Annotated in this window: 22 protein-coding genes; 14 read left to right on the plus strand and 8 right to left on the minus strand. The window is 44.4% G+C overall.

Annotated elements, in window-relative coordinates; all coding sequences use genetic code 11:
* Window positions 1-47: 47 nt before the first annotated feature.
* Entirely contained in the window at window positions 48-1,256 is a 1,209-nt protein-coding gene (locus RAC86_RS09210; RefSeq protein ID WP_222593570.1) for a multidrug efflux MFS transporter, read from the minus strand.
* Between RAC86_RS09210 and RAC86_RS09215 the strand changes: the two genes are divergently transcribed.
* Window positions 1,159-1,362: a hypothetical protein gene (locus tag RAC86_RS09215; protein ID WP_041521190.1), complete on the plus strand. Its 204-nt coding sequence runs from the start codon at window positions 1,159-1,161 to the stop codon at window positions 1,360-1,362. The genes RAC86_RS09210 and RAC86_RS09215 overlap by 98 nt on opposite strands.
* A gap of 75 nt (window positions 1,363-1,437) precedes the next feature.
* Window positions 1,438-2,055: a 3'-5' exonuclease KapD gene (gene kapD / locus RAC86_RS09220; RefSeq protein WP_014114965.1), complete on the plus strand. Its 618-nt coding sequence runs from the start codon at window positions 1,438-1,440 to the stop codon at window positions 2,053-2,055.
* 26 nt (window positions 2,056-2,081) lie between these two features.
* On the opposite strand, the gene kapB is transcribed toward kapD, so the two are convergent.
* From kapB to patB, 3 genes are all read right to left on the minus strand, one after another.
* Window positions 2,082-2,468 carry a kinase-associated lipoprotein KapB gene (kapB, locus tag RAC86_RS09225; RefSeq protein WP_061188042.1) on the minus strand — a complete coding sequence of 129 codons (387 nt, stop codon included), beginning with the start codon at window positions 2,466-2,468 and terminating at the stop codon, window positions 2,082-2,084.
* A 45-nt stretch (window positions 2,469-2,513) separates the two neighbouring features.
* Window positions 2,514-3,800 carry a sporulation sensor histidine kinase KinB gene (kinB, locus tag RAC86_RS09230; protein WP_072565197.1) on the minus strand — a complete coding sequence of 429 codons (1,287 nt, stop codon included), beginning with the start codon at window positions 3,798-3,800 and terminating at the stop codon, window positions 2,514-2,516.
* Window positions 3,801-3,928: 128 nt separating this feature from the next.
* Window positions 3,929-5,092, minus strand: a complete 1,164-nt coding sequence (patB, locus tag RAC86_RS09235) for a cystathionine beta-lyase PatB (RefSeq protein ID WP_072565196.1) — start codon at window positions 5,090-5,092, stop codon at window positions 3,929-3,931.
* An 86-nt stretch (window positions 5,093-5,178) separates the two neighbouring features.
* Here patB and RAC86_RS09240 point away from each other — a divergent pair, with 86 nt between their 5' ends.
* Entirely contained in the window at window positions 5,179-5,439 is a 261-nt protein-coding gene (locus tag RAC86_RS09240; protein WP_014114961.1) for a YugE family protein, read from the plus strand.
* Between the two features lie 27 nt (window positions 5,440-5,466).
* Here RAC86_RS09240 and RAC86_RS09245 read toward each other — a convergent pair whose 3' ends face one another.
* Window positions 5,467-6,288, minus strand: a complete 822-nt coding sequence (locus RAC86_RS09245) for an alpha/beta fold hydrolase (RefSeq protein ID WP_014114960.1) — start codon at window positions 6,286-6,288, stop codon at window positions 5,467-5,469.
* A gap of 148 nt (window positions 6,289-6,436) precedes the next feature.
* On the opposite strand from RAC86_RS09245, the gene RAC86_RS09250 reads away from it, so the two are divergent.
* The 3 genes from RAC86_RS09250 (at window position 6,437) to yugI (ending at window position 8,693) form a co-directional block, all read left to right on the plus strand.
* Window positions 6,437-6,937, plus strand: coding sequence for an Lrp/AsnC family transcriptional regulator (locus RAC86_RS09250; protein ID WP_003220765.1), 501 nt, complete (start codon window positions 6,437-6,439; stop codon window positions 6,935-6,937).
* Complete coding sequence (locus RAC86_RS09255; RefSeq protein WP_014114958.1) at window positions 6,938-8,098, plus strand: aminotransferase; 1,161 nt, start codon at window positions 6,938-6,940, stop codon at window positions 8,096-8,098.
* Window positions 8,099-8,300: 202 nt separating this feature from the next.
* The gene (gene yugI / locus RAC86_RS09260; RefSeq protein ID WP_003228864.1) at window positions 8,301-8,693 is read left to right on the plus strand and encodes a S1 domain-containing post-transcriptional regulator GSP13; all 393 of its coding nucleotides are present in this window, start codon (window positions 8,301-8,303) and stop codon (window positions 8,691-8,693) included.
* Window positions 8,694-8,897: 204 nt separating this feature from the next.
* Here the strand turns inward: yugI and RAC86_RS09265 are convergent, their stop codons facing one another.
* Complete coding sequence (locus RAC86_RS09265) at window positions 8,898-9,134, minus strand: DUF378 domain-containing protein (RefSeq protein WP_003220771.1); 237 nt, start codon at window positions 9,132-9,134, stop codon at window positions 8,898-8,900.
* A gap of 230 nt (window positions 9,135-9,364) precedes the next feature.
* Between RAC86_RS09265 and RAC86_RS09270 the strand changes: the two genes are divergently transcribed.
* The 5 genes from RAC86_RS09270 (at window position 9,365) to RAC86_RS09290 (ending at window position 14,162) form a co-directional block, all read left to right on the plus strand.
* The gene (locus tag RAC86_RS09270) at window positions 9,365-10,528 is read left to right on the plus strand and encodes an iron-containing alcohol dehydrogenase (RefSeq protein WP_072182185.1); all 1,164 of its coding nucleotides are present in this window, start codon (window positions 9,365-9,367) and stop codon (window positions 10,526-10,528) included.
* 103 nt (window positions 10,529-10,631) lie between these two features.
* On the plus strand, window positions 10,632-11,804 hold the full coding sequence (locus RAC86_RS09275) for an iron-containing alcohol dehydrogenase (protein WP_014114956.1): 1,173 nt from the start codon (window positions 10,632-10,634) through the stop codon (window positions 11,802-11,804).
* Window positions 11,805-11,915: 111 nt separating this feature from the next.
* Window positions 11,916-13,268 (plus strand): glucose-6-phosphate isomerase, encoded by a 1,353-nt coding sequence (locus RAC86_RS09280; protein WP_003220778.1) that lies wholly within the window; start codon window positions 11,916-11,918, stop codon window positions 13,266-13,268.
* Between the two features lie 58 nt (window positions 13,269-13,326).
* Window positions 13,327-13,698, plus strand: a complete 372-nt coding sequence (locus tag RAC86_RS09285) for a hypothetical protein (RefSeq protein WP_072566771.1) — start codon at window positions 13,327-13,329, stop codon at window positions 13,696-13,698.
* Between the two features lie 59 nt (window positions 13,699-13,757).
* Window positions 13,758-14,162, plus strand: coding sequence for a YugN-like family protein (locus RAC86_RS09290; RefSeq protein WP_072565195.1), 405 nt, complete (start codon window positions 13,758-13,760; stop codon window positions 14,160-14,162).
* Here RAC86_RS09290 and kbfO read toward each other — a convergent pair.
* A complete protein-coding gene (kbfO, locus tag RAC86_RS09295) occupies window positions 14,159-15,145 on the minus strand; it encodes a potassium channel protein KbfO (protein ID WP_072565194.1) in 987 nt (328 codons plus the stop codon). The two genes, RAC86_RS09290 and kbfO, sit on opposite strands and share 4 nt — an antisense overlap.
* Window positions 15,142-15,474, minus strand: a complete 333-nt coding sequence (mstX, locus tag RAC86_RS09300; protein WP_014114951.1) for a biofilm formation protein MstX — start codon at window positions 15,472-15,474, stop codon at window positions 15,142-15,144. The genes kbfO and mstX overlap by 4 nt, the downstream gene beginning before the upstream one ends.
* Before the next feature lie 46 nt (window positions 15,475-15,520).
* Between mstX and RAC86_RS09305 the strand changes: the two genes are divergently transcribed.
* Genes RAC86_RS09305 through RAC86_RS09315 form a run of 3 tightly spaced genes read left to right on the plus strand, consistent with a single transcriptional unit; the run spans window position 15,521 to window position 17,843 of the window.
* Window positions 15,521-15,784, plus strand: a complete 264-nt coding sequence (locus RAC86_RS09305; RefSeq protein WP_014114950.1) for a YuzI family membrane protein — start codon at window positions 15,521-15,523, stop codon at window positions 15,782-15,784.
* 44 nt (window positions 15,785-15,828) lie between these two features.
* Complete coding sequence (locus RAC86_RS09310) at window positions 15,829-16,506, plus strand: zinc metallopeptidase (protein WP_003220791.1); 678 nt, start codon at window positions 15,829-15,831, stop codon at window positions 16,504-16,506.
* 44 nt (window positions 16,507-16,550) lie between these two features.
* Entirely contained in the window at window positions 16,551-17,843 is a 1,293-nt protein-coding gene (locus tag RAC86_RS09315; protein ID WP_014114949.1) for a hemolysin family protein, read from the plus strand.
* Window positions 17,844-17,860: the final 17 nt, after the last annotated feature.

Raw genomic sequence — 17,860 nt, forward strand, 5'->3', positions numbered from 1 at the left:
TTTACGAGAAGGTTAAATTTAGAAGATTCCTCAGTTTTTTCTGAGAATCAGCTTGCTTTGGCATAAGAATCTTTCCGGAATTTCTGCATGATCCAAAGCATGCAGGCGCCGGCGAAAAAGAGAAACGCTGTGACATAAAAGGCGGCTGAAATTGTAAAATGGCTCGATATGATTCCGCCCAGAAGAGGCCCGAGCACGTTTCCTAAAAAGCGAAAGCTGACATTGTAGCCGAGTACTTCTCCTTGAATGCTGCCGGGAGCCTGAACGCGGATCGCTGCCGTGATGCATGGCAGCAAACCGCCCATCGCCATTCCGAATAAAAATCTGAAAACAAGGAGCACGTTGAGTGAGGACGCGAGCGCCTGCGGAATAAAAAAGAAAGAGGCGGCAAGTAAAAGTCCGATTAAAATGCGGCGGTGGCCGTAGCGGTCGCCCAGATCACCCCATTTTCTAGCCAGCAGCAAACTTCCGAGTCCAGTTGCTGAAAATGCCATGCCGGAGAAAAAGGCCAGGTTGACAGGTCCGTGCAGCTCATTTACATATAAAGCGAGCAGCGGCTGGATACTGAAATTGCCTGTTTGAATCAGCATGGTTAACAGCATCATGACCCAAAGCGCCGGCTGGTGAAAAATATAGGAGAGCACTTCTTTTCTCGTGTAAGAGGTACGTTTGGCTGTCTTCTCTGCAAGGGGTTTTTCTTTGACACCGAATAACACGAGAAGAACAGATAAGAAAATCACAAAGGATGTGATAAAAAAGGTATACGTAAAGCCGAAATTATCAGCAAGCATGCCCCCCAAAAGCGGGCCGAATAAGCTTCCGGACACTTGCCCCATTTGCAGCGTGCCGAGTGTTTTACCGGCTGAGCTCTTCGGAGTCTGTGCCGAAATCATCGCAAGAGATGTCGGGATGAATCCGGTTACAAGCCCCATTGCCATACGCAGAAAAAACAATTGGTACACCGATGTAACAAAGCCCATTAATAAAATGCTGAGGGCTATGCCCGTTCCGGTTGCCATAAGAATTTTCTTGTATCCGCGTTTGTCTCCGAACCGCCCCCAAAACGGGGATACCAAAAACGCCATGAGAAATGTAATGCCGAACACATAGCCGCTCCACCTTTGCACAAAGCCGTTTGAAAAAGTGCTGAGCGTCTCAATATATAAGGAGAGAAAAGGAACGATCATCGTTGTGCTGGCAGAGACAAAAAAGTTGGCCAGCCACACAATGACAAAGTTTTTCTTACGGATAGAAATAACATCACCTTCTTATTATTTCGGGTTCCTTACTAATTATAAAGAAACGATTCACAATTTAAAAGAAACAAAGCGGCTGGGAAAATTCATTATTTTTAGAAAATGAAGAAAGGTCGAGAAGGGAAATAGATATACTATAAAGATAGCATTTTCTGATCGGAGGAAAGGCAGGTGTAAAAAGGTGACGACAAACAGCTTACTCATTATTGATTTCGAATTTACGATGCCCGAAGGAAAGTACAGCCCGCAAAACTTTTTCCCGGAAATCATTGAAGCAGGAATTGTAAAGTCGGTTGATGATGAAGTAGTTGAGACGTTTTCTAGCTATATCAAACCGAAAAAATTCCCGAAGCTGACGAAACGCTGTAAATCATTTTTGAAAATAACACAAAAGCAGGTAGACGAGGGGATGAGGTTCGAAGATTTTATCCGTAAACTAAACGAGCTTGATCCTGAGAAAAACAGCACGATTATTACGTGGGGAAACATGGACATGAAAGTTCTGAAGCAAAATTGTATGTTTAACCATATTCCTTTCCCATTTAAAGGAGAAATGAGAGATTTATCGCTTGAATACAAAAACTTTTTTGGAGACCGCACGCTCACGGGTTTATGGAAAGCTGCCGAAGAGTATGGAGATACCGGAACCGGCACCCATCATAAAGCGCTTGATGACGCCCTCACTGCTTATAAGCTTTTTAAGCTTGTCGAGCAGGATAAGCAGTATCTCGAAAAGCCAAAACCTCCGACAATCGGCGAAAGAATCGATTTATCCGAACTGTTCAAGCGCGCAACATAAAAAACCCAATCTTTTGTCAGACTGGGCTATGGCCGGTTAAAATATTCTTTTTCTAAAACGTCCAGATTATTCAGGGAGCGCTTTGCCCACTCCGAACCATCCTCATTCAATTTGGCTCTCAGTTGTGCTGCCGCCTCCCGCAGAGACTCGGTATAATCCGGCACTTCACCGTCATATGGCTTCACCATATGATGGGGGATATTGGTCTGTTCGCCGTATGCGAGCGCTTTTCTCTCATGAAAAAAAGGCACATCAGCCTGTTTTGGATGATGAAGGTCTCCTTGAGTGGGATGGGTGAGAACCGCTTTGATTTTCACTAAATAATGCTGTGGCCTGCAAGCAGTAATTTCTCCTATGTATACACCTGTTTTGTAAAATCCTTTAACGATAGAGCCAGTTTCAAACGTGCTCATCTTTCATCACCTCGCATTTATTCTATAAAAGTTCCAATCGATTTGCTAGTGAGGAAGATCAGCGGGAAGCTTAATTGTCACCGTGGTGCCTCTTTGGAAGCTGCTGTTAAAAGAAATGGTCCCGTGATGATGTTCAATAATTGAAAAGGTCACAGTAAGCCCGAGTCCCGTTCCGTTCGTTTTTAATGAGTAATAAGGTTCGCCGAGTTTTTGCATTTGATTGTCTGTCATGCCGACTCCATTATCTGAGATGTTAATCGTAATCGTATGGCTGCTTCTTTTGGCAGATATGTGGATCAACCCCTTCCCGTGGGGAACGGCTTCAATGCTGTTTTTCATCAGGTTGATGACAGCCTGCTTCAGCTTTGTTGCATCTCCGTATATAAAAAGGTCCGGCTCTGCTTCAGCCTCGACGGTTACAGACTTGTAATTGGCATACGACACCATAAGGGAGCTTGTCTCTTTGATAAGAGCTGATAAATCAAAGACCTCTTTTTCGTACAATTGCTGTTTGGCCATATCGAGATAGTTTGTAATAATGTCTTGCGCCCGATCAAGCTCTGACAGTACAAGCTTTTTGTAATCCGCACTCGACTTGTTCTGAAGGGTTTCGTCATTAAAAAGCAGCTGGACAAACCCGCGGACAACTGTCAGTGGATTCCTGACTTCATGAGCGACGCTCGCTGCCAGTTCACTTACAATCGTCATTTTTTCTGAATGGATAAGCTGTGAACGCAGGGCGATATTTTCGGCGATGCTTTCTATAATATAGATGCTTAAAAGAAGAACGCTGGAGCGGAACAGCCCTGAGACAGCTGCCTCACAAAGTAAAATTCCTGATTTTTGAAAATTTAAAATATTCAAGGTGGAAAAAATCCAGCTGGAGGCGAAAAATAAGAAGATCTCCAAGCAGCTGATCAACAAAGACAGCAGCAGTTTTTTCGCTTTGGACATGAATGGCCATTTTTTCTGAAATAAGATTGGGATGATGATAAGAAAAGGCAGCAAAGTGAAAACAAACATTGCGGAAGGTTCGTAAAACAGCAGTTCAAAACATAAGACAGCTGCGGCGACTGTAAGGCCGGAAGCAGTACTAATGTAAAATAAACAAATGATAACGGGAATCATCTGAAGGCCGTATTGTATGTAGTCCATTTCATGAATAGGGAATATAATGCATAAAACAGAGGCGCCGCAGGCGAATAACGTGACCAACCCGCTGTTTATTTTGGGCACAAGGATCGCCGGCTTTCCAAGCCAAAACACTTGGTAGAGAAGAATAGGAAACAAAATAAAGCAGATATGCAGGAGATAGTCTTTTAGAATTTCCATTCGTGTGAAATCCTTTCGTATAAAATATGAATCTATTATAACACTAAATATTAGAAGTAAAATATAAAATTCCTTTATAAAGAACGCCTTTACGAATGTAGACGTAAAGGCGTTTAACAGGCTATATTTTACGCTAAGGCTGCTTTGATGCGGCGCAGGCCGTCCTGCAAGGTTGCGAGAGAGCATCCCGCGTTTAGGCGCATAAATCCTTCTCCGCCAGGCCCGTATTTCGTTCCGGGCTCTAAAATAACTTTTCCTTTTTTCAGCATCCTTTGCTGAAGCTCCGCGTCGGACAAGCCGTAAGCGCTGAAGTCGAGCCAGATCAGGTAAGATGCGTCCGGTCTCATCATTTTGACTTTCGGCAGCTCGGTGCTCAAAAAGGCTTCAGCTTCGTTCATGTTTTTCTCAAGGTAAGAGATCAATTCATCGAGCCATGGTCCGCCTTTTGAGTAAGCAGCTTCGATCGCTGTGACGGCAAATGCGTTCAGTCCACCTAAACCATTGCGCTGCAGGCTTGCGGAAAACTTGGCGCGCTTCAGCCGGTCCGGAATAATGATGGCCGACGCCTGCAATCCGGCGATATTAAATGTTTTGCTTGGTGCAGCACATGTCACAGATATCTCCGCGAAATCGTCAGAGAGAGAAGCGAACGGCGTGTGTTTATGTCCGTACAGCATGAGGTCGGAATGGATTTCATCCGACACAACTGTAACCCCATGCTCAAGACACAATTCGCCGAGCTTCAGTAAATCTTCCCGTCCCCATGAACGTCCTGAAGGGTTATGAGGATTGCATAAAATAAACAATTTGACGCTTGGATCACTAAGCTTCGTCTCCAAATCTTCAAAATCCATTGCATACGTGCCGTCTTTTTTTTGCAGCGGATTATGTAAAATGCGCCGGCCGTTTTTCTCAATCATATGGTAAAAAGGTGTATAAACAGGAGGCTGGACAACCACTTGGTCTTCAGGCTCTGTGAAAGCTTGTACCGCCATGCCCAAAGCTGTGACAACGCCCGGGCTGAATGTGATGCTTTCTGGGTTCACCTTCCAGCCGTGCCTGTTTTGCATCCATCCGCACACAGCATCCTTTGTTTTTTGATCTGGAGCCGTATAACCGAAAATCCCGTGGTCAAGGCGCTCTTTTAATGCTTCAGTTATCGCTTCCGGCGCGCGAAAATCCATATCCGCCACCCACATCGGGAGTGCGTCTGTAACGCCGAATAATTCGCCTGCTTTGTCCCATTTGACCGATTGGGTGCCAAGGCGTTCTTCTCGTTTATCAAAGTTCATTCTGTTACCCCCTCATGTATGTTTATTCTTCTTAACGTAACTATGATAAAATTGAACTGCAAATTTTATTATAAGCGGTGATGAATATGGAAGAAAGTCAAGCGGTCAGGGAAATGATCAAGATCATTGCCAAATGGGACCCGTTTAAATATGGAGAAGAGTTTTACGAAACGGAGGCTGTTGATGTCGTGCAGGCTGTCTATGATGAAGACGATCCCGACGTGCTGGCAAAAAGCATTCAGCATATATTTGAAGCTTCTTTTGAACAAACGCTGCCGATTGACAGTTGCCGGGAAGTGGCTGGCCAGCTTTTATTCATTAAAGACAGCAGCTCCTGCACGCCTTAAAAAACCGGTTCAGCACCGGTTTTTTTGTTATTTGATAAACTCTGCAATGTGTTCGGAAACGAATTCAGGCCGTTCCTCAGGCACCAGATGTCCAGTCTGACCTAGTGAGTACAGCACGGAATCGGGCAAATCTCCGTGCAGCCGTTTACCAATCTCCACAGGGACGATTCGGTCCTCCTCGCCCCAAATCAATAAAGCAGGCTTGTTCATTTTCTTTAATTGCTCGGGTTCTAAATCTCCTTCTCTATGACGGATAAACCTTGTCATGGCTTTGAAAATCTGCTCGTCTTGAAACGGCCTGCCATAGCCGTCAATCATTTCTTCATCGATCAGCGATTTGTCATGCACAACATTTAATAAATTTTTCATCACGCCTTCTTTCGAAAGCCAGCGCTTGATATAAAGATGAAAATACGGGAGGTGGGTCCCGAAAATGATCGATGGGTGCGAACGTTTTAAATACCCTGAACTGCAAAGCAGCACAACCTTTGAAAAAAGCTCCGGCTTTTGGAGAGCAGCGGCCAGCGAAATCTGTCCGCCCATAGAATGGCCGACAAGCGCAGCCTGCTTGACTTGCAAGTGTTCCAAAATCCCAATGACAAGCTTAGCGAGGTTTTGATAGGTATAGATAAAAGTTCTTGATTTTTCAGATTGGCCGAAAGGAGGCAGATCAAGCGCGATGATGTCGTACCTGTCCCGAAGGAGAGGGATGACTTTTCTGAAGCTGAAAGCAGACGATAAAAAACCATGTATGCAAACCAGCGTGTGCCTGCCCGGATTTTGATAATGTTCGTAGTATACATTTACGCCATCGACTGTAAGCCGCCTTGTTGGTGAAACCGCCTCCATTCTATGTCACTCCCTTTCATGTGATGTCTGTATTGTGCCCTGAAATTGTCAATTCTAGCGGAAGTTTCTCCTCGTTTTTTCTTAGCATTCGTCAAAAAACGTGATATAATGTCATGAGATTTCTTGACATTGCAAAGGTGTGAATCGAATGAAATTGACAGAAAAAGAAACAGAAATATTAGAAATTTTAGACGAAAACAGCCGCGCCGATTTAGAAACAATCGCAAAGATGGCGGGTATCCCTGTAAATGAAGTACAAACAATTATTGACAAGCTGGAAAAAGAAAAGGTTATCATCGATTATTCCGCTATGATTGACTGGCGAAAAGTCGACGGACATGAAGGCGTCACAGCCATGATTGACGTTAAAGTAACGCCGAAGCGGGGAGTCGGTTTTGATGAAGTGGCGGAACGGATTTACCGGTTCCAAGAGGTTGAATCAGTTTACCTGATGTCAGGCGTGTACGATTTGTCTGTCGTGATTCGCGGCAATTCGATGTCTGACGTAGCGCGTTTTGTTTCAGATAAACTATCCACGCTTGATTCAGTTGTATCTACGACAACCCATTTTATCCTGAAAAAATACAAGCATGACGGCAAAGTGTTTGAAACAGGAGACGACGACAAAAGAATCGTGGTGTCACCGTAAATGACTTCGTATTTATCTGACTATGTACAACAAATAAAGCCGTCCGGCATCCGCAAATTCTTTGATTTGGCGGCAACGATGGAAGGCGTCATTTCTTTAGGCGTCGGCGAACCTGATTTTGTTACCGCATGGAATGTCCGCGAAGCAAGCATTCTCTCCCTTGAACAAGGATATACGTCATACACTGCAAATGCCGGCTTATACTCATTGCGAGAAGAAATCAGCCGTTATTTGAGCAGCAGGTTTGACCTTAGCTATTCGCCAGACAATGAACTGATTGTGACAGTAGGAGCAAGTCAAGCTTTGGATATTGCGATCCGCGCCATTGTGAATCCAGGTGAGGAAGTCATCATTCCTGAGCCGTGTTTTGTGGCGTACGATGCGCTTGTTTCCTTGGCAGGAGGCATCCCGGTTCACGTTCATACAACGGCAGACAAAGGATTTAAAGCAACGGCTGCGGATTTTGAAGCGGCAGTCACTGAAAAAACAAAAGCCATTCTCATCTGCTCGCCATCGAATCCGACAGGTTCGGTTTATTCGAAGGAAGAGCTGAATGAGATTGCTGAGTTTGCCAAAAAACATGATGTCATCGTCTTAGCCGACGAGATCTACGCGGAGCTGACATATGATGAGGAATTTACAAGCATAGCGGCTTTACCGGGAATGAAGGAACGGACGGTTGTCATCTCAGGCTTTTCAAAAGCGTTTGCGATGACGGGCTGGAGGCTCGGTTTTGCCGCAGCACCACCTGTGCTTCGGGATGCAATGCTTAAAATTCACCAGTATGCGATGATGTGCGCGCCGGCAATGGCACAGTTTGCCGCCCTTGAAGGCTTGAAGAACGGCATGGAAGACGTAGAAAAAATGAAAAAAAGCTACCGAAGAAGACGGAATTTGTTTGTGGAAACGCTCAATGAAATCGGCCTCAGCTGTCATCATCCGGGCGGCGCTTTCTATGCTTTTCCATCCATCAAAAGCACGGGAATGAGCTCGGAGCAGTTTGCCGAAGAGCTTCTGACGCAGGAAAAAGTGGCTGTTGTTCCGGGAAGTGTGTTTGGTCCGAGCGGTGAAGGGTATATCCGCTGTTCATACGCAACCTCGATCGAACAGCTTCAAGAAGCGTTAGTCAGAATGAAACGCTTCCTGCATAAAACAACATAAAAAAAAGATACGAACCTTTTGTTCGCATCCAATAAAAGGGGGGAATACTAGAAAGCCTTTGGTATTTTCAGTTTACCCCCTTTTTGCTGTGCATAAACCTGATTTTTTAATAAAAAGTTTTCTTTGCGGAAATAAGACATGTGTGATATAATTTTAAATTGCGTATAAACAGATATTTAATTTAACTTAGGAGTTGTTATGAATGGCAGCAAAATTTGAAGTGGGCAGTGTTTACACTGGTAAAGTTACAGGATTACAAGCGTATGGTGCGTTTGTTGCATTAGATGAAGAAACTCAAGGTTTAGTACACATTTCTGAAGTGACTCACGGTTTCGTAAAAGATATCAACGAGCACCTTTCAGTTGGCGACGAAGTACAAGTAAAAGTACTTGCTGTTGATGAAGAAAAAGGAAAAATCAGCCTTTCAATTCGTGCGACACAAGCTGCGCCTGAGAAAAAAGAAAGCAAACCAAGAAAACCTAAAGCTGCGCAAGTAAGCGAAGAAGCTTCTACACCACAAGGTTTCAACACATTAAAAGATAAGCTTGAAGAGTGGATCGAAATGTCCAACCGCAAAGACCTTATCAAAAAATAAGCATGAAAAAAGCACCGGGCAGGAATGTCCGGTGCTTTTGTTTCTTTTTTCAGCGTGATTGAAAACCTTTGAAGTCTAGGAAGGGCGAGCATTGGAGCACAGCGAATGTACAATTCGTGAGCACCGACGCACAGACCTGACAACGAATGCGAAGGTTTGTCAACTCGCTGAAGCACCGACAGGAATGTTCGGTGCTTTTTTATCCTATCGCATTTCAGGATTTGCTGCCTCTTCACGTGATCTTTCCTCGTTTGGTTTAAACAGCAGACCGAGGTTGATTAAGCCGGCGATTCCGACAAGTCCGTAAATGATGCGGGAAAGGGCTGACCCTTGGCCGCCGAAGATGGCCGCTACTAAGTCAAATTGGAAAAATCCGATCAGTCCCCAGTTAATAGCGCCAATGATCGTTAAAACAAGACAAATTCTTTGGATGGTACTCATGTTTTGCAACCTCCTCCATGAATTATTAAAACAGTTATAGATTGTGACATATTGGAGAATCTATACATGCATTCTCCATATTGAGGGAAACGGGTCTGCCCTCACCTATATCAGTTTCTTTCCCAGCATCTTGCCATATAAAACCATGCCATATGTTGGCCGGTGAGAGCTGATTGCTTTACATGTAGTGAGGACATTCTGCATAATAAAAAATCTAAGGAGGAGATGTCATGCAAAACTTTACATACTGGAATCCGACCAAATTAATTTTCGGGCGCGGAGAAGTGGAAAGACTGCCAGAGGAACTCAAACCGTACGGGAAAAACGTATTGCTTGTCTACGGAGGCGGAAGCATTAAACGCAGCGGCCTGTATGACCAAGTGATTGAACAGCTGAATAAAGCCGGAGTGACCGTGCATGAATTAGCAGGTGTAGAACCGAATCCGCGTGTGTCGACTGTTAATAAGGGTGTTGCCATCTGCAAAGAACATAACATTGATTTCTTGCTTGCTGTCGGCGGCGGAAGTGTCATCGACTGTACAAAAGCGATTGCCGCAGGAGCGAAGTATGATGGTGATGCGTGGGATATCGTCACGAAAAAGCATCAGCCGAAGGATGCTTTGCCATTCGGAACCGTATTGACTCTTGCTGCAACTGGTTCTGAAATGAACTCAGGCTCGGTTATTACAAACTGGGAAACAAAAGAAAAATACGGCTGGGGCAGCCCGCTCGTATTCCCTAAATTCTCGATTCTTGATCCGGTGAATACGTTCACCGTTCCTAAAAATCACACGATCTATGGTATGGTTGACATGATGAGCCACGTATTCGAACAATACTTCCATCATGTATCAAACACGCCGTATCAGGACCGTATGTGTGAATCACTTCTGCGCACAGTCATTGAAACAGCGCCTAAGCTGATCAATGATCTCGAAAATTACGAATTGCGTGAGACGATCCTGTACACAGGAACAATTGCATTAAACGGCATGCTTTCTATGGGTGCAAGAGGGGATTGGGCAACTCATAATATTGAACATGCAGTATCAGCCGTTTATGATATTCCTCATGCCGGCGGACTGGCGATTCTGTTCCCGAACTGGATGAGACACACATTGTCTGAAAACCCTGCCCGCATGAAACAGCTTGCAGTTCGCGTGTTTGGAGTAGAAGAAGCTGGTAAAACAGATGAGGAAATCGCACTTGAAGGTATCGATAAGCTGTCTGCGTTCTGGACAAGCCTTGGCGCTCCGAATCGTCTTGCTGATTATGATATCAATGATGAGCAGCTTGACACAATTGCTGACAAGGCTATGGCGAACGGTACATTCGGCCAATTTAAATCGCTCAACAAAGAAGATGTGCTTGCCATTTTGAAAGCATCTCTATAAAAAAAGGGGAAACAGCCGTTTGGCTGCTTCCCTTTTTCTTTTTGCCTGCTTATGTTACAATGGAAAATCTGTTTTTTTACCAGCATTATTTGGAGGTTTTACAATGGAAAATTTCACTTATTATAATCCGACGAAGCTGATCTTCGGAAAAGGTCAGATTGAACATTTAAGAAAAGAATTAAAACAATACGGCAAGAAGGTGCTGCTTGTCTACGGAGGCGGCAGCATTAAACGCAACGGTCTCTATGATCAAGTTACAGGCATTTTAAAAGAAGAAGGCGCTGTTGTTCATGAGCTGTCAGGTGTAGAGCCGAACCCGCGTCTTGCAACAGTGGAAAAAGGCATAGCCCTATGCAGAGAGCATGACATTGATTTTCTGCTTGCTGTCGGCGGCGGGAGTGTCATTGACTGCACAAAAGCGATTGCTGCCGGCGTCAAATACGACGGCGACGCTTGGGATATTTTCAGCAAAAAAGTAACAGCAGAAGATGCGCTGCCGTTCGGCACTGTTTTAACTCTTGCTGCGACAGGTTCTGAAATGAACCCTGATTCCGTAATTACAAACTGGGAAACAAACGAGAAATATGTTTGGGGCAGCAATGTGACTCATCCGCGTTTCTCGATTTTAGATCCTGAAAATACGTTCACTGTCCCAGAAAATCAAACAGTATACGGCATGGTTGACATGATGAGCCACGTATTTGAACAATACTTCCATAATGTTGAAAATACGCCGCTTCAGGACAGAATGTGTTTTGCGGTTCTGCAGACGGTCATCGAAACAGCTCCTAAGCTTCTTGAAGACCTGGAAAACTATGAACATCGTGAAACGATTTTATATGCAGGTACAATCGCTTTAAACGGCACGCTCCAAATGGGCTACTTCGGCGACTGGGCTTCTCATACAATGGAACACGCTGTTTCAGCTGTGTATGATATTCCGCATGCGGGCGGACTGGCGATTCTGTTCCCGAACTGGATGAGATACACGCTTGATACAAATGTCGGCCGCTTTAAAAACCTCATGCTCAACATGTTTGACATTGATACTGAAGGCAAAACAGATAAAGAAATTGCGCTTGAAGGCATCGACAAGCTGTCTGCATTCTGGACAAGCCTCGGCGCGCCTTCCCGACTTGCCGATTACAATATCGGAGAAGAAAAGCTTGAGCTGATTGCTGATATCGCAGCCAAAGAAATGGAACACGGCGGCTTCGGCAACTTCCAAAAACTGAACAAAGATGACGTGCTCGCCATCCTTCGCGCGTCTCTATAAACCCAGAGGGCGGAATACAGTCATTCCGCCCTTTCTTCTTGACTTGATTTCACAGATAAGTTCATATAAAGTGAAAGATGAAAACATTATACCGTTATGGAGGGACAAGCAATGACGCATGTACGCTTTGACTACTCAAAAGCGTTGACTTTCTTCAACGAACATGAACTTACATACCTGCGGGACTTTGTAAAAACAGCACACCATAATATTCATGAAAAAACAGGCGCGGGCAGCGATTTTCTAGGCTGGGTGGACCTCCCTGAACATTATGATAAAGAAGAATTCGCGCGCATTAAAAAAAGCGCGGAAAAAATCAAATCTGACTCTGATGTATTGCTTGTTGTCGGCATCGGCGGTTCTTACCTTGGGGCGCGGGCAGCGATTGAAGCGCTTAATCACGCGTTTTACAACACCTTGCCAAAAGCAAAACGCGGTAATCCGCAAGTTATTTTCATCGGAAACAACATCAGTTCATCTTATATGAGAGATGTCATGGATCTTCTTGAAGATGTTGACTTCTCTATTAATGTGATTTCTAAATCAGGTACGACAACTGAACCTGCAATCGCTTTCCGTATTTTCCGCAAGCTTCTTGAAGAGAAATACGGCAAAGAAGAAGCGAAAGCGCGGATTTACGCGACAACTGATAAAGAGCGCGGCGCATTAAAAACGCTATCTAACGAAGAAGGCTTCGAATCATTTGTCATTCCTGATGATGTCGGCGGCCGTTATTCTGTATTAACAGCTGTAGGCCTCTTGCCGATTGCTGTCAGCGGCGTCAACATTGACGACATGATGAAAGGCGCACTGGATGCGAGCAAGGATTTTGCAACATCTGAATTGGAAGAAAACCCTGCATACCAATATGCGGTCGTTCGCAATGTGCTTTATAATAAGGGCAAAACAATCGAAATGCTCATCAACTACGAACCAGCGCTTCAATACTTTGCAGAATGGTGGAAGCAGCTGTTCGGAGAAAGTGAAGGGAAAGATGAGAAGGGCATTTATCCTTCTTCAGCTAACTATTCAACAGACCTTCATTCATTAGGCCAGTATGTACAAGAAGGCCGCAGAGATTTATTCGAAACGGTACTGAATGTAGAGAAACCTAAACATGAGCTGACAATCGAGGAAGCGGATAACGATCTTGACGGCTTAAACTATTTAGCCGGAAAAACGGTAGATTTCGTTAACAAGAAAGCGTTCCAGGGCACGATGCTTGCTCATACAGACGGAAATGTTCCGAACTTAATCGTCAACATTCCTGAGCTGAATGCATATACTTTTGGATACCTTGTATACTTCTTCGAAAAAGCCTGCGCGATGAGCGGTTATCTCCTTGGCGTCAATCCGTTTGACCAGCCTGGAGTAGAGGCATATAAAGTCAATATGTTTGCATTGCTTGGCAAACCTGGCTTTGAAGAGAAAAAAGCTGAGCTTGAAAAACGTCTGGAAGATTAATGTGAGAAAGCTGACTGGCATTTGCCGGTCGGCTTTTTATAAAATCAGAAAGGTGCTGATGTTCATGAAACAAATGGTTAAACATCTCATCATTGCCGGTTTTTCTGCGGCTGTTCTAAGTATCCTCATCTCCTTCGATGCCGTGTATACAGAGTTTTCTTCAAACTTTGGCGGCACGTTATCACACTTCTTCATCCACGCCTTTCTTCTTATTGGTTTGCCGCTTGCGCTTTTTACCGATGCGGTACACCGGATGATGCAGTTAAAACGATCTCATACTCTTTTCACTAAATTAGGACTCTATGCCGCAGTTGTTTATGTTTCATGGGAATCTGCTGCAGGGCTTGCAGCGGCAATGGCTGTTTACTTTTTAATTGAATGCGCTTTCTTTTCTGTTAGCCGCACCAAAGAAACAACGATTTCCATGTAGTGCGCCTCTGAATGAAGTCTTGTTCGGCAGGACAGGATAAGTGAAAAAGGGGCATTTTGATGATACCAATACCTTCCGCGATAGATGGGCAGTCTTTTCTGCTTCAAGAATTGGAACAAGTAATGAAGCCGCTCGGTTATGTGATAAACGGCGGCTGGGAATACGATCACGGCTACTTTGATTATAAAATTGATGATACAAATGGCTATTTGTTTTTAAGGATTCCAGTCAACGCGGTACAGGGCAGTCTCAATGAACGCGGGGCGGCCGTTCGGATCGGAACGCCGTTTATGCTGAGGCAGGTGTTTCAGGCGGATCTTGACGATTATGCCGAGGGAGGTCCTTTCCAATCACTCTTTAATCAATTTTCCGAGCCGGAAAGGCGCGACGCGGAAATTGATCCGGCGTATTTGGATATCGGCGCCTCCCTTGTGAAAGAATTGGAGGATGTTCTGCTGCATTAGATCGCAAGAAATTGGTCTGTTTCGAGCACCTTGTATGTAAGAGGAGGGGAAATCATCGGCCCTTCCTCTTTTTGTACGCCGATAATTGTCGTGTTGTGATCAAGGAAATAGAGGACACACGTTTTGTAAGCGGCTCCCCTTAGATCGTCAGGAACAGGAAGAAGCTTCACATGCTGATCAAGTGTCAAATTGATTCCATTCTGCTGTTTAGACGGCCGTAATTTGATTTGGTAATGCTGCAGCATCGCCCGGCTGATAAATTCTGAAGTTCCGATGATTTGATTAGCGCCTGCCCGCTCTGCATTGGTGACAAACCGGTCAGTCAAAATCTCAACGATGCAGTAAGCAAGGGGATTAAGCCCTTTAACTGATAAAAGAATCAGCACTGACAGCATATCTGCTTCAGCTTCACTTTTATACTGATCGGCTGTAATCATCACTGATTCCGCTTCAGTAATATTGGCCCGTTTCAGTGTCTCATCATCGGCTGCGTGCCCGCGTATGAAATGGACGTTTTCGATAAGCGGGCCTTCTTTTAAAGATTCATCGATCAGTACAACCGTTTTGGAAGGGGCCGTAAACTGCAGGTCCTTCAGAAGCCGGTTTGTTTTTTCATTCCACCCGATCAGAATGATGTGGCCGCGCCCTTTGTAAGCAACTTTTCCTTCGATGTAACGGTGCTGTCTGCTGAATGCGGCCGCTGATAACGTGGCGAAATATGCAGTGACAAAGCTTGCCCCGCTCAAAATCAGCAGTATTCCGGCCGCCTGTCCCAGCGGCGTGTGCGGCACATAATCTCCATAGCCGACTGTCGAAACGGTAACGACAGCCCACCAAATGCCCTCAAAAACCGAAGTGAACTGCTTCGGCTCAAGAATATAAATGATTTGGCCAAACAAAAGAATCAGAAATAAAATAATAACCCCGATTCGGATAAATAACGGCCATTTGAGCCATGAAATAAATATCCGATTTGATTTCATTCTTTTTCTCCTTCTTCAGATAATGAGATGGATAAAATCTGTTTAATAATCGTATTTAATTTCTCGTTTAGCTTTTCCTGGCCGTACATATCTCGGGCCTGCTTCATTAAATCGGCTGTATCATCATCAAGCTGAATAAGCGGCTCATCGATTTCCGATTCATTATAAAGCTGAATAAATGCGTCCAGACCTTCATTCATTCGGTCGATTGCTGTGCTCAGCTGTTCCTTTTCCTCACTCGTCACTTTCATGGCTTCCATCACACCCGTGCTTTTTTCTAACAGTATGTCCCACTTCCGGTGATGTTTTTCAAAAAATGAACAAAACATATAAAACGGATTTCTCCATAAACTAAAACAAAAAGGATGAAAAAAGATGACGATCATTCAAAGAACGATCGTGGTTTTGATCGGTACGCAGCTGGCGGCATCCGCGGTGATTTTGTTTATTTTCGATTTGAATTCATATAATCACTTTTCCGGCAGCTTCTCCTGGCTTCGCTTTCTGAAAGAGCTTGTCGGCAGCTTTGCCTTTTATTTGTTTTCAGCAGGCCTGCTCTTTCTGCTGATTGGAATGTGTGCTCCGAGCCGGAAGAAGAAGCGCTTTTCTGTACACGAGAAAGAAAACTCATTAAAATAATTGTAATAAAGAAAGATTTGATTATGGAAAAAGGATGATGAAAAATGCTGTTTATATTTTTAACAATAGCCGCATTGGGATTGTCGTTTTGGGCACAATTTAAAGTGAAGAGCAACTTTGAAAAATATTCAAAAGTGGAAGCCTCAAGCGGACGTACAGGGGCAGAAACGGCAAGACGGATTTTAGATATAAACGGTCTTTACGACGTGCCGGTCGAACCGGTAAGAGGCACTTTAACAGACCATTACGACCCGACAAGACGGGTGGTGCGTTTATCTGAGCCGGTCTATTATGGCCGCTCAATTTCCGCCATCTCCGTAGCTTCCCATGAAGTCGGACATGCCTTGCAGCATCAGGAGTCATACGGTGCGCTTGTGCTGAGACATAAAATCTTCCCAGTCGTGAATTTTGCATCCGGTGTAGCTCCTATGCTTTTCTTAGGAGGTATGCTTCTCGGCAGCCTGAATTTGATCGGGCTTGGCATCATTCTATTTTCAGCCGCTGTCTTTTTCCAGCTGATTACATTGCCTGTCGAATTCAATGCAAGTTCACGCGCGAAGCAAATTATTGTGTCAGAAGGATTCATCCGGAACAATGAAGAGAATGGGGTAAATAAAGTGCTGAGCGCCGCCGCTTTAACGTATGTGGCCGCCGCCCTGGTTTCCCTGTTTGAACTTCTTCGCTTTGTGATGATCTTCTTAAACGGTCGTAATGAGAATTAACGTTAAGGAGGTGGCCCCTTACCATTTATGGTAAGGGTTTATTTTTGCTTATTTTACAATTGATCGCCATTTTTGTTTTGATCGGCATTACGGCTGTTTTCGTTGCAGCGGAATTTGCAATCGTCAAAATCAGAGGTTCAAAAATCAATCAGCTCATCGAAAGCGGTGACAGCCGGGCGCTTGCCGCACATAAAATCATCTCCAATCTTGACGAGTATTTATCAGCCTGCCAGCTCGGGATTACGATTACAGCCCTCGGCCTTGGATGGCTTGGTGAACCGACATTTGAACGCATTCTTCATCCCTTATTTACAGCGACAGGCATACCGGAACCGTTTAACCACATTGTCACATTTGTAATTGCATTTATCATCGTCACTTTTTTGCATGTGGTAATGGGTGAGCTTGCCCCGAAAACGGTTTCCATTCAAAAGGCTGAAGCTGTCAGTTTATGGATTGCAAAGCCGCTGATCTGGTTTTATAAAATCACGTATCCGTTTATTAAAGCATTGAACGGCTCTGCAAGTTTTCTTGTGAAATTGTTTGGCTTTCATTCAGTGAAGGAGCATGAGGTTGTCATAAGCGAGGAGGAACTGAGGCTGATCCTTTCAGAAAGCTATGAAAAGGGAGAAATCAATCAGTCTGAATTCCGCTATGTGAATAAGATTTTTGAATTCGACAACCGTGTAGCAAGAGAGATTATGATTCCGCGGACAGAAATTGCGGTCATCTCTCTGGAGCAGTCGCTTGAAGAAGCGATTCATCACATCATTAATGAACGGTATACACGTTACCCTGTCATTAAAGAAGACAAAGATCATATTTTAGGGATCATCAACAGCAAAGATATGTTTAAAGCTTATTTTCTCGGACAGCCGATTAAGCTGAAGCAGATTATGAGGCCTGTCATCAGAGTCATTGAAAGCATCCCTGTTCAGCAGCTTTTGATTCGCATGCAGAAGGAGCGGATTCACATGGCCATTCTCGTAGATGAATACGGGGGAACGGCGGGGCTTGTCACTGTCGAGGATATTATAGAGGAAATCGTCGGGGAAATCCGCGATGAATATGATCAGGATGAAACGCCGCATATTTTGAAAAAAGGCGAGCATCATTATGTAATGGATGGAAAAGCGTTAATAGACGAAGTAAACGATCTGTTCGACATTGCGATTGAAAACGAAGAAATTGATACGATTGCAGGCTGGCTTCTGACGCAAAAAATGGAGCTGAAAGCAGGAGATGTGATACACGCGGAGGGGTGTGAATTTAAAATCCTCGACGCCGAAGATCATCACATCCGTTTTGTAGAAATTAAAAAAACCGACTTTTTATAAAAAGCAGCCGGAGATTG

This window comes from Bacillus sp. LR_5 (genome assembly GCF_042709275.1).

Bases quoted from the DNA above. Each gene is read 5' to 3' on its own strand.
- kapB (WP_061188042.1), bottom strand. From the start codon at position 2,468: ATGAGCACGTTTGAAACTGGCTCTATCGTTAAAGGATTTTACAAAACA.
- kinB (WP_072565197.1), bottom strand. From the start codon at position 3,800: ATGGAAATTCTAAAAGACTATCTCCTGCATATCTGCTTTATTTTGTTT.
- patB (WP_072565196.1), bottom strand. From the start codon at position 5,092: ATGAACTTTGATAAACGAGAAGAACGCCTTGGCACCCAATCGGTCAAA.
- RAC86_RS09240 (WP_014114961.1), top strand. From the start codon at position 5,179: ATGGAAGAAAGTCAAGCGGTCAGGGAAATGATCAAGATCATTGCCAAA.
- RAC86_RS09245 (WP_014114960.1), bottom strand. From the start codon at position 6,288: ATGGAGGCGGTTTCACCAACAAGGCGGCTTACAGTCGATGGCGTAAAT.
- RAC86_RS09250 (WP_003220765.1), top strand. From the start codon at position 6,437: ATGAAATTGACAGAAAAAGAAACAGAAATATTAGAAATTTTAGACGAA.
- RAC86_RS09255 (WP_014114958.1), top strand. From the start codon at position 6,938: ATGACTTCGTATTTATCTGACTATGTACAACAAATAAAGCCGTCCGGC.
- yugI (WP_003228864.1), top strand. From the start codon at position 8,301: ATGGCAGCAAAATTTGAAGTGGGCAGTGTTTACACTGGTAAAGTTACA.
- RAC86_RS09265 (WP_003220771.1), bottom strand. From the start codon at position 9,134: ATGAGTACCATCCAAAGAATTTGTCTTGTTTTAACGATCATTGGCGCT.
- RAC86_RS09270 (WP_072182185.1), top strand. From the start codon at position 9,365: ATGCAAAACTTTACATACTGGAATCCGACCAAATTAATTTTCGGGCGC.
- RAC86_RS09275 (WP_014114956.1), top strand. From the start codon at position 10,632: ATGGAAAATTTCACTTATTATAATCCGACGAAGCTGATCTTCGGAAAA.
- RAC86_RS09280 (WP_003220778.1), top strand. From the start codon at position 11,916: ATGACGCATGTACGCTTTGACTACTCAAAAGCGTTGACTTTCTTCAAC.
- RAC86_RS09285 (WP_072566771.1), top strand. From the start codon at position 13,327: ATGTTCATGAAACAAATGGTTAAACATCTCATCATTGCCGGTTTTTCT.
- RAC86_RS09290 (WP_072565195.1), top strand. From the start codon at position 13,758: ATGATACCAATACCTTCCGCGATAGATGGGCAGTCTTTTCTGCTTCAA.
- kbfO (WP_072565194.1), bottom strand. From the start codon at position 15,145: ATGAAATCAAATCGGATATTTATTTCATGGCTCAAATGGCCGTTATTT.
- mstX (WP_014114951.1), bottom strand. From the start codon at position 15,474: ATGTTTTGTTCATTTTTTGAAAAACATCACCGGAAGTGGGACATACTG.
- RAC86_RS09305 (WP_014114950.1), top strand. From the start codon at position 15,521: ATGACGATCATTCAAAGAACGATCGTGGTTTTGATCGGTACGCAGCTG.
- RAC86_RS09310 (WP_003220791.1), top strand. From the start codon at position 15,829: ATGCTGTTTATATTTTTAACAATAGCCGCATTGGGATTGTCGTTTTGG.